The sequence below is a fragment of the Leisingera sp. F5 genome (genome assembly GCF_001593695.1).
The window spans coordinates 1-1,275 of record NZ_LUKH01001103.1 but is presented as its reverse complement, the minus strand read 5'-3'; the positions used below and the strand labels follow the sequence as shown (position 1 = coordinate 1,275).

Annotated in this window: 1 protein-coding gene; it reads right to left on the bottom strand. The window is 63.2% G+C overall.

The features are described 5' to 3' along the window. Window positions 1–98: 98 nt before the first annotated feature. Window positions 99–1,275, bottom strand: a 1,177-nt coding sequence (metZ, locus tag A2I95_RS39260; RefSeq protein ID WP_291737773.1) for an O-succinylhomoserine sulfhydrylase, incomplete at its 5' end; no start/stop codon positions are given.

Here is a 1,275-nt window from a genome sequence, read left to right as displayed (position 1 = left end):
AAAAAAGAGAGGGGGCTGTCTGCCCCCTCTTGAGCCTACGGCTCAATTCACCCCCGAGAGTATTTTCGGCCAGAAAGAAGCGGCTTTCCGGCAGCCTCTCAGGCCTGCGAGGCTGCCAGCGCCGCCGCCAGGTCGGCGATCAGATCATCTGCATCCTCCAGTCCGACCGAGAAGCGCACCAGGCCCGGGGTGATACCCAACTCATCCTTCAGCTCGTCAGTCAGCCGCTGGTGGGTGGTGGTCGCCGGATGGGTAGCGATGGACTTGGCGTCGCCCAGGTTGTTGGAAATCACCGGGATGGTCATCGCATTCAGGAACTTGAACGCCGCCTCTTTGCCGCCCTTCAGATCCAGCGACAGCACAGTGCCGCCCTTGCCGCCCAGCTGGCTCTGCACCAGCGCGTTCTGCGCATGATCTTTCAGCCCCGGATAGATGGTGCGCTCCAGCGCCGGATGGCAGTTCAGCGCCTCGGCAATCTTCAGCGCGGTTTCGGCCTGGGCATTGACCCGCAGCGACAGGGTTTCCAGGCCCTTCAGCATCACCCAGGCATTGAACGGGCTGAGCGAGCCGCCGGTGTGTTTCATATAGGGTTCCAGCGTGCCGCGGATGTAGTCCTTGGTGCCCAGCACTACCCCGCCCAGCGCCCGGCCCTGGCCGTCGATGTGCTTGGTGGCAGAATAAATCACCACATCGGCGCCCTGTTTGATCGCATTCGAGAACACCGGGGTCGAGAACACGTTGTCCACCACCACCGTGGCGCCAACCGAATGGGCGATCTCCGCAACCGCGGCGATGTCGATCACCTCCAGCGTCGGATTCGACATGCTTTCAAAGAACACGGCCTTGGTATCCGGGCGCATAGCTGCCCGCCAGGCCTCCAGATCGGTGCCGTCGATGAACGTCACCTCGACCCCGAAGCGGCCCAGCACATCCGCCAGGATATAGCTGCAGGAGCCGAACAGCGCCTTGGCCGACACGATGTGATCCCCTGCCTTCACCAGCGAGGTCAGCGCGCCGTTGACCGCCGCCATGCCGGAGGCGGTGGCAAAGGCATCCTCGGCCCCTTCCAGCGCCGCGATGCGCTTTTCGAACATATCGACAGTGGGGTTGCCGTAGCGGGCATAGATGAACTCATCCGGGCCAGTCTCGATAAACCGCGCCTCAGCCTGCTCGGCGCTGTCGTAGACAAAGCCCTGGGTCAGGAAGATCGCCTCGCTCACCTCGTTGTACTGGCTGCGGCGGGTGCCGGCGTGAACCAGCTTGGTGCGGCTGTTC